The 6,631-nt window shown below is 43.6% G+C and carries 6 protein-coding genes and 1 riboswitch; of the genes, 4 read left to right on the forward strand and 2 right to left on the reverse strand.

Going from position 1 to position 6,631, the window contains the following annotated elements:
* The first annotated feature begins 129 nt into the window (after window positions 1-129).
* On the forward strand, window positions 130-288 hold the full coding sequence (locus tag VK097_RS01235) for a hypothetical protein (RefSeq protein WP_324209977.1): 159 nt from the start codon (window positions 130-132) through the stop codon (window positions 286-288).
* Window positions 289-399: 111 nt separating this feature from the next.
* Here VK097_RS01235 and VK097_RS01240 read toward each other — a convergent pair whose 3' ends face one another.
* Complete coding sequence (locus tag VK097_RS01240) at window positions 400-933, reverse strand: GNAT family N-acetyltransferase (RefSeq protein WP_324209978.1); 534 nt, start codon at window positions 931-933, stop codon at window positions 400-402.
* Between the two features lie 194 nt (window positions 934-1,127).
* Here VK097_RS01240 and VK097_RS01245 point away from each other — a divergent pair, with 194 nt between their 5' ends.
* Window positions 1,128-2,153, forward strand: coding sequence for a proline dehydrogenase family protein (locus tag VK097_RS01245; RefSeq protein WP_324209979.1), 1,026 nt, complete (start codon window positions 1,128-1,130; stop codon window positions 2,151-2,153).
* 400 nt (window positions 2,154-2,553) lie between these two features.
* On the opposite strand, the gene VK097_RS01250 is transcribed toward VK097_RS01245, so the two are convergent.
* Window positions 2,554-3,663, reverse strand: coding sequence for a PLP-dependent transferase (locus VK097_RS01250; protein ID WP_324209980.1), 1,110 nt, complete (start codon window positions 3,661-3,663; stop codon window positions 2,554-2,556).
* Window positions 3,664-3,756: 93 nt separating this feature from the next.
* Window positions 3,757-3,860: riboswitch (SAM riboswitch) on the reverse strand.
* Between the two features lie 177 nt (window positions 3,861-4,037).
* On the opposite strand from VK097_RS01250, the gene VK097_RS01255 reads away from it, so the two are divergent.
* On the forward strand, window positions 4,038-4,715 hold the full coding sequence (locus VK097_RS01255) for an HAD family hydrolase (RefSeq protein ID WP_324209981.1): 678 nt from the start codon (window positions 4,038-4,040) through the stop codon (window positions 4,713-4,715).
* Between the two features lie 46 nt (window positions 4,716-4,761).
* Window positions 4,762-6,213, forward strand: coding sequence for an amidase (locus VK097_RS01260; protein WP_324209982.1), 1,452 nt, complete (start codon window positions 4,762-4,764; stop codon window positions 6,211-6,213).
* Window positions 6,214-6,631: the final 418 nt, after the last annotated feature.

Raw genomic sequence — 6,631 nt, forward strand, 5'->3', positions numbered from 1 at the left:
TATATGAACATTTCAAAAATGTCAATGAGTCACACGAATGATTCTGACAGCTTTTAGACGTTTTGTCATATTATGAAGAACGGCGGGGAAAATAAGCATGTGACATGATAAATATAGGAGGAAGGTCATATGTCCGAACAAAATAAAAACCGCAACAAAGATAAGAACAAGCAAAACAACAAAAACCGGTTCGTGAAGCAAAAGCCAGATCCTGATGCGGAGTTTGCCGAGGATAGGGAGTTTCTCAATCTGGACAATAAGCGGAACAAGCGACATCGCCCGAAGTGATTGGTCTTAGTCGGGGTGAGAGATTAAGCTGCCGGTTCATGTCATCGGCAGCTTTTAACGTTGTTGGCTACTCTTTCAACGCAAAAAGAACCCCTTAAGTGGACGCGATTCTCACCATTGAGAAGCTTCCTGTTTCATCTTCCAATAATCCCGCTGAAAGAGACTCATCATAATACTGTCATGGTATTCTCCGTTGATAAAGAAATGCTCTTTCATCTCACCTTCAGCGCGGAAACCGGCTTTTTCATAAACATGGCTGGCCTTTTCGTTTACTTTCGATACAATTAAATAAAGTTTATGAAGATTAAGCACGGAAAACGCATAATCCATTGCCAGTTTTGTGGCTTTGCCTGCATATCCGCTTCCCTGATGGCCGGGATCAATCATGATGGCAAATTCCGCATTCCGGTGCCGCTGTTCAATGTCAAACAGTCCGACAAATCCCAGCTGCTTCTCACCGTCAGTCAATATGAATTCGCGGTTTTTCGGGTTGTCCTTGTCTTTATCATAGCTTTCTTTCAAATGTTCCATCGACATATAAGACTCGCTGAACCAGTAATTCATGACATCGGGATTATTAAATAGTTTGTGCAGAAACGTTAAATCATCCTTTTCGAGTGCGCGCAATGTTAAATGGTTTGCCATGTTGCCAAATCTCCTTTTACGATGATTCTTTTATTTTACCAGAAGTCCTGAAAGTCGTCATTTGGATCAATCATAATATCTATAAGTTGCCATTTTATTTTTTTATGCGGTTTATAGTATAATAGAATTATCATCTGCTATAAGCAATAGTTTATACAATATTCATTATAAATTAAGTCGAGGGAGTTTTCATCATGGCAAATATAATAAGGGATTTTTTCATTGGACTATCAAACAATCGATTGTTAAATACACAGGCGAAAAAATGGGGGTTTTCCCTGGGTGCTGATAAGTTCGTTGCCGGCACAACGGTTGAAAGTGTTATGGAAGCGGTTAAAGAACTGAATCAGCAAGGCATCAGCTGTACACTTGATAACTTGGGCGAGTTTGTTTCCGATAAAACAGAAGCCGGTCAGGCAAAGGATAAAATCATCAGGCTGCTTAATACAATCCATGAGGAAAATGCGGATTGTCATTTGTCGGTCAAATTAACCCAGCTTGGACTGGATATTGATCAGGATTACTGCATTGGAAATATGAGAGAAATTCTCAGCACGGCAAAGCAGCATGATATTTTTGTCAATATTGATATGGAAGATTATGCACATTATGACGAGACGCTGGAGGTACTGAATGCCCTCCGCAAAGACTATGATCATGTCGGAACGGTCATTCAGTCGTATCTTTACCGCGCTGAAGATGATTTGGAAAACTTGAAAGATACCCGGATCCGGATTGTCAAAGGTGCCTATAAAGAAAGCGAAGAGGTTGCTTATCCCGATAAAGCATCCATCGATCACAATTTCTTGGAGCTTGCTAAACAGCGGCTAAAGGGCGATGCGTTTACCTCAATCGGCACGCATGACCATCATATTATTAATGAGCTGAAAGCGTTTGTTGAAGAAAATAATATTGATAATGATAAATTCGAATTCCAAATGCTTTACGGTTTCCGGAATGACATGCAGAACAAACTGGCAAATGAAGGTTATAACTTCTGCACGTATATCCCGTTTGGTGATGACTGGTTCGGCTATTTCATGCGCCGTCTCGCTGAGCGCCCGCAAAATATCAATCTGGTTTTAAAGGATACGTTTTATACTGAGGACAACAAGCTGAAGAAAGGACCGGTTGCTGTCGGCGGTGCAGTTGCGGCTGTCTCAGCTTTAGCTTTCTGGTGTGTAAAATCAAATCGGAAAAAGAATGATGCAGAAGAATGATGCAATCAAGGGGCTGGAACATAACTAAAACGTTTAACATTAAAGACGAATGATACCTGGACTATTTAAGTGAAATGTATGGGTGAATCTTAACAACCGCTCCGGAAAAATGCTTCGCTTTCCCGGTGCGGCTGATGAGCCTCCTCGCGCTGTCGCACTGCGGGTCTCATCCAGGCCTATGCTCCCCCCCGGGAGTCTCCGCATTTTTCCATCGCTGGTTTAAATGAAAACGAATTTTTCTTTGATTCATTACTTTTGTCTCAGCCTCTTTTATCTTAATTTGACTAGCAGAAAGATCGTTTTGTTCCGCGCGAGTCTGCTCTCAACTCGCGCGACTCGTACGAAAAATCACATGAATCGAACGGCTGGCTTCTGGGCGTCTCTCTTACGGCAAGGTCAATTATTCCACTGCCGCAAATCCCTGTTTTAGATCTTGAATCAAATCGTCTGCATGCTCGATTCCGACTGACAGCCGTAAGAGTTCGTTGGTAAGACCGTATGAATTGCGTACTTCCTCGGGTATTTCAGCATGTGTCTGTGTCGCCGGATAGGTAATCAGACTTTCGACACCGCCAAGGCTTTCGGCAAATGTAAACAGCTTTAATGCCTGCAAAAATGGCACGGCACGGTTTTCATCTTTCAGCAAAAAGCTCAGCATGCCGCCTTTGCCCGGATAGAGTACTTTTCTAACGAGCGGCTGTGATTCAAGGTATTCCATAACTTGTTTTGCATTCTGTTCGTGCTGGCGCATGCGGACAGGCAAAGTTTTCATGCCGCGCATGACGAGCCAGCAGTCGAATGGTGACAAAGTTGAACCTGTTGAATTGTGGATATAGGCAAGTTCTTCACTCAGTTTTTCTCCTTTGGACACAACTATTCCTGCCAGTACGTCATTATGTCCGGCAAGATACTTGGTGGCACTGTGGATTACAATATCAGCCCCGTCATCAAGCGGTTTTTGGATATAAGGCGTATATACCGTGTTGTCGACGATGAAAAACAGATTATTCGCTTTAGCAATGCGCGAGACAGCTGTCATATCAATGTTTGTCATGAGCGGATTTGTCGGTGTCTCGATAAAGATAGCTTTCGTGTTTGACTGGATTTGCCTTTTCAGTTCGTCTTCATCGCTGCCGCTCCAATATGTAAAATCAATGCTCTGTTTTTGTTCGAGAAAGTCAAAATAGCGATAGGATCCGCCATAGACATCACGGCATGTTATGATATGGTCACCGCTTGCAAACAGGGAAAACGCAAGCTGAATCGCACTCATTCCGGAGCTGGTGGCAAATGCCTTGTCGCCGTTTTCAAGGCTGGCCATTGCTTCTTCAAAAACATCCCGGGTCGGATTGCCGGTCCGTGAATAATCGTAGCCATTACCATGCCCGACTTCACTATGTCTGTATGAGGTGGATAAATAAATCGGGGTGCTGACCGCTTTTAATGATTCTTCTTTCCGGTTGCCGATCTGGGTAAAAATTGTTTCACTTTGATGCGGTTGACAATACATGTTATCTCTCCTCTGATCTTGAATGTAAAATGAAGCGCCATAAATGAAAAAAACCTCTTCCGGATAAGAAGAGGGTAAACGAGTACCTGATACTTCTCATCTTAAAAGCATGATGCTTACTGGAATTGGCACAGTACTAGGGGCAGTCTGTTGCCGAGGCTTCGCAGGGCCAGTCCCTTCACCTCTCTGGATAAGAAAATGGTCACTATTAAATTGAATAATTATTATTAATTTACAGGGGAATTTAATTGCTGTCAACAGATTTTTTCCAGATTCATACGTTTTCTCGCCCATATTTCCCGGATCGTGCTGTCTATTTAGAATATTTACTTTTTTACCGGACTGGCTTACAATGAAATGAAGAGGTGGTAACGATGGGCGTTGTGACAGTTGACTTTGACGGAACGCTTTATCAGGGCAATTCATTCAAAGTGATGTTCCAGACGGCGAATAAATCATTTGGCTGGAAACAGTGGATTGTAGTTGGGACTGGTATTGTCAAAGCGGCAGCTGCCGGCCTGGTCAAAGGCAAAAATGCATTTCGAATGCAATTTTTTAAAGCATTTGCTAAATCGTTCAAAGGGATGACGCAGGCAGAACTTGATGATTTTTTCGGAGAATTGGTGGTAAAAGCCAAGCAGGAGGCTCATCATGGTTTGATACATAAAATTCGTGAACATGAACGGCAGGGGGATCATATTATTGTCTTATCCGGTGCACTCAATCCCTTTTTAAAAGCGTTTACAAAAGAACTTGAACTGGATGTACATATTATCAGCACCGAAATCGAAATAGACCGCAATGGAATTTGTACAGGCAATATAGGATCGATCATAAACGGGGATGAAAAAGTGAATCATGTCCGGGAATGGATGGACCGCCAGCAGCAGATTGGCATTCTGTCTCAGGCAGAGGGGGAAGAAACGTGGGCGTATGCTGACAGTGAAAGTGATGTTCCGCTGTTTCAATTTGTTAAATATCCGATTGTCGTGAATCCGGATGATGATATGAAAAAGATAGCTCTGAACGAGGGATGGGTGTTGTTTGGCTGAATGGGACAAGGTGCAGACACTCTGTCCTTATTAAGGGGGGATGAAAATGGCTTCGGCAGAAAAAAGCCTGGACACTCTTGAAACCGTTCTGGATATGGATGCAACATCGCTTGCCAGTGCTATTAAACAGGAGAAAATATCAAGTTACGAAGCTATTAGCACCTATATAGATCATAGCAAACATGTAAACCCTTCCATAAATGCCACAGTCGAGGATCGCTATGAAACTGCTTTGTCTGAAGCCCGCGAAATGGATAACCGGCGGGAGCAAACAGACAAAGGACCATTACATGGTGTTCCGATCAGCATAAAAGAAGCTTTTGACGTTGCTGGCATGAAGACGACCGGGGGCATCAAAAGCAGAAAGCACTTAATTGCCAGAAACGATGCTGAGATTGTCAGCAAGTTAAAAAAAGCTGGTGCGATTATTTTAGGAAAAACGAACATTCCTATGCTTTGCTTTTGTCAGGAAACGGATAATAAGCTGTATGGCAGGACAAATAATCCATGGGACCTCACAAGGACTGCAGGCGGATCAAGCGGTGGAGAGGGTGCATTGCTCGGAACAGGAGGAGCAGCTGCCGGCATTGGTTCTGACATTGGCGGTTCCATACGCTTTCCGAGTCATTTCAATGGAGTCGTTGGATTTAAGCCAGGGAAATTTCAAGTATCACCGGTTGGCCATTTTCCTTTAAACGCGCACCCTTTACAGGATCGGATGGCAGGAATGGGGCCAATGGGAAAATCAGTCCGGGATATTGAGCTCATGTATCAAGTGATAGCAACTAACCCTGTCGAGAAACAATCTATTTATGATTGTAAGGTTGATATTGTACCGGCTGTAACGGGTTTTCCATTATCAGCCAATTCGACCAACATACTTCATGAGATTGCAAATGTTTTGAGGAGATCACTCTCCGTCAACCGAATTATTCCACCATACTTTGAGGAAAGCGCCCAGCTATGGCAAGAAATTATGTCGATTGATGGCGGAAAGATGATGAAAAAACTGGCGTTTAATCATGATCGGCCGAATGTTGTGCGGGGTTATGTTCAAGAAATGATGACCAAAAACACGGAAATTCATCAATATATGTCTTGGGCGCTTATTGGTGCAAAGCTGTTTAAGCCAACGACCGGCAAACTAAGAGAAATTACCGCGATGATTAAACAGGGTGATAAGACGCTCTCGGATTATCTGAAAAATCGTATGCTCATTTTGCCGGTTTATCATACAAGCGCCCCTGAACACGGAAACGTATATCGTGAAATTTTCTCAATCCGGAAATCTTTTCTGCAATTTATGCCATATGTTGCGTATGCCAATGTATGGGGGCTGCCATCTTTGACCGTACCGGTTGATACGGATGACGACCGGATGCCGATTGGTGTCCAGATTTTGAGCCGAAATGGCAATGAAGATATGATTTTTCAATTAGGTAAAATCCTTGAGGAACATTTTAGAGGCTATGTGCGCTGCAGCCAGTTAGATTCATAGATTTCGGCTCTTTGGTTAAAGATGGTTATTTTGTAAGCTGCTGAGTTGATATATACTGCGACACAAACCAGAAGTTAGCGAGAATCTCTAACCACGCAGCTGGAATATACTCGCTTTCCGTGGGCTCACCACGAGCCTCCTCGCTCACAAAGACCGCTCGCTGTGGGGTCTCTTAGGCTCGCTGTCCCACAGGAGTCTCGCATATTCCAGCTGCTGGATGGTGTGTTCTAAAACAAATATCTAATCAAACTAAAGGAATCGTCATTTTGAGCGTAGGAAATACACGACGACTCCTGCGGGAGCAAAGGCATAGGTGAGACCCCGCAGGGCGTCAGCCCGAGGAGGCTCACCAGCCGCCCGCGGAAAGCGGCGTGTATTTCCGGAGCGGTAGAAGACGCACCAACTTATACCTTAAGTT

This window comes from Lentibacillus sp. (assembly GCF_035301675.1).
Lineage (GTDB): Bacteria > Bacillota > Bacilli > Bacillales > Amphibacillaceae > Lentibacillus.

What these genes read in the sequence shown, in the direction of transcription:
- VK097_RS01235 (WP_324209977.1), top strand. Translation starts at nt 130, where the DNA reads ATGTCCGAACAAAATAAAAACCGCAACAAAGATAAGAACAAGCAAAAC.
- VK097_RS01240 (WP_324209978.1), bottom strand. Translation starts at nt 933, where the DNA reads ATGGCAAACCATTTAACATTGCGCGCACTCGAAAAGGATGATTTAACG.
- VK097_RS01245 (WP_324209979.1), top strand. Translation starts at nt 1,128, where the DNA reads ATGGCAAATATAATAAGGGATTTTTTCATTGGACTATCAAACAATCGA.
- VK097_RS01250 (WP_324209980.1), bottom strand. Translation starts at nt 3,663, where the DNA reads ATGTATTGTCAACCGCATCAAAGTGAAACAATTTTTACCCAGATCGGC.
- VK097_RS01255 (WP_324209981.1), top strand. Translation starts at nt 4,038, where the DNA reads ATGGGCGTTGTGACAGTTGACTTTGACGGAACGCTTTATCAGGGCAAT.
- VK097_RS01260 (WP_324209982.1), top strand. Translation starts at nt 4,762, where the DNA reads ATGGCTTCGGCAGAAAAAAGCCTGGACACTCTTGAAACCGTTCTGGAT.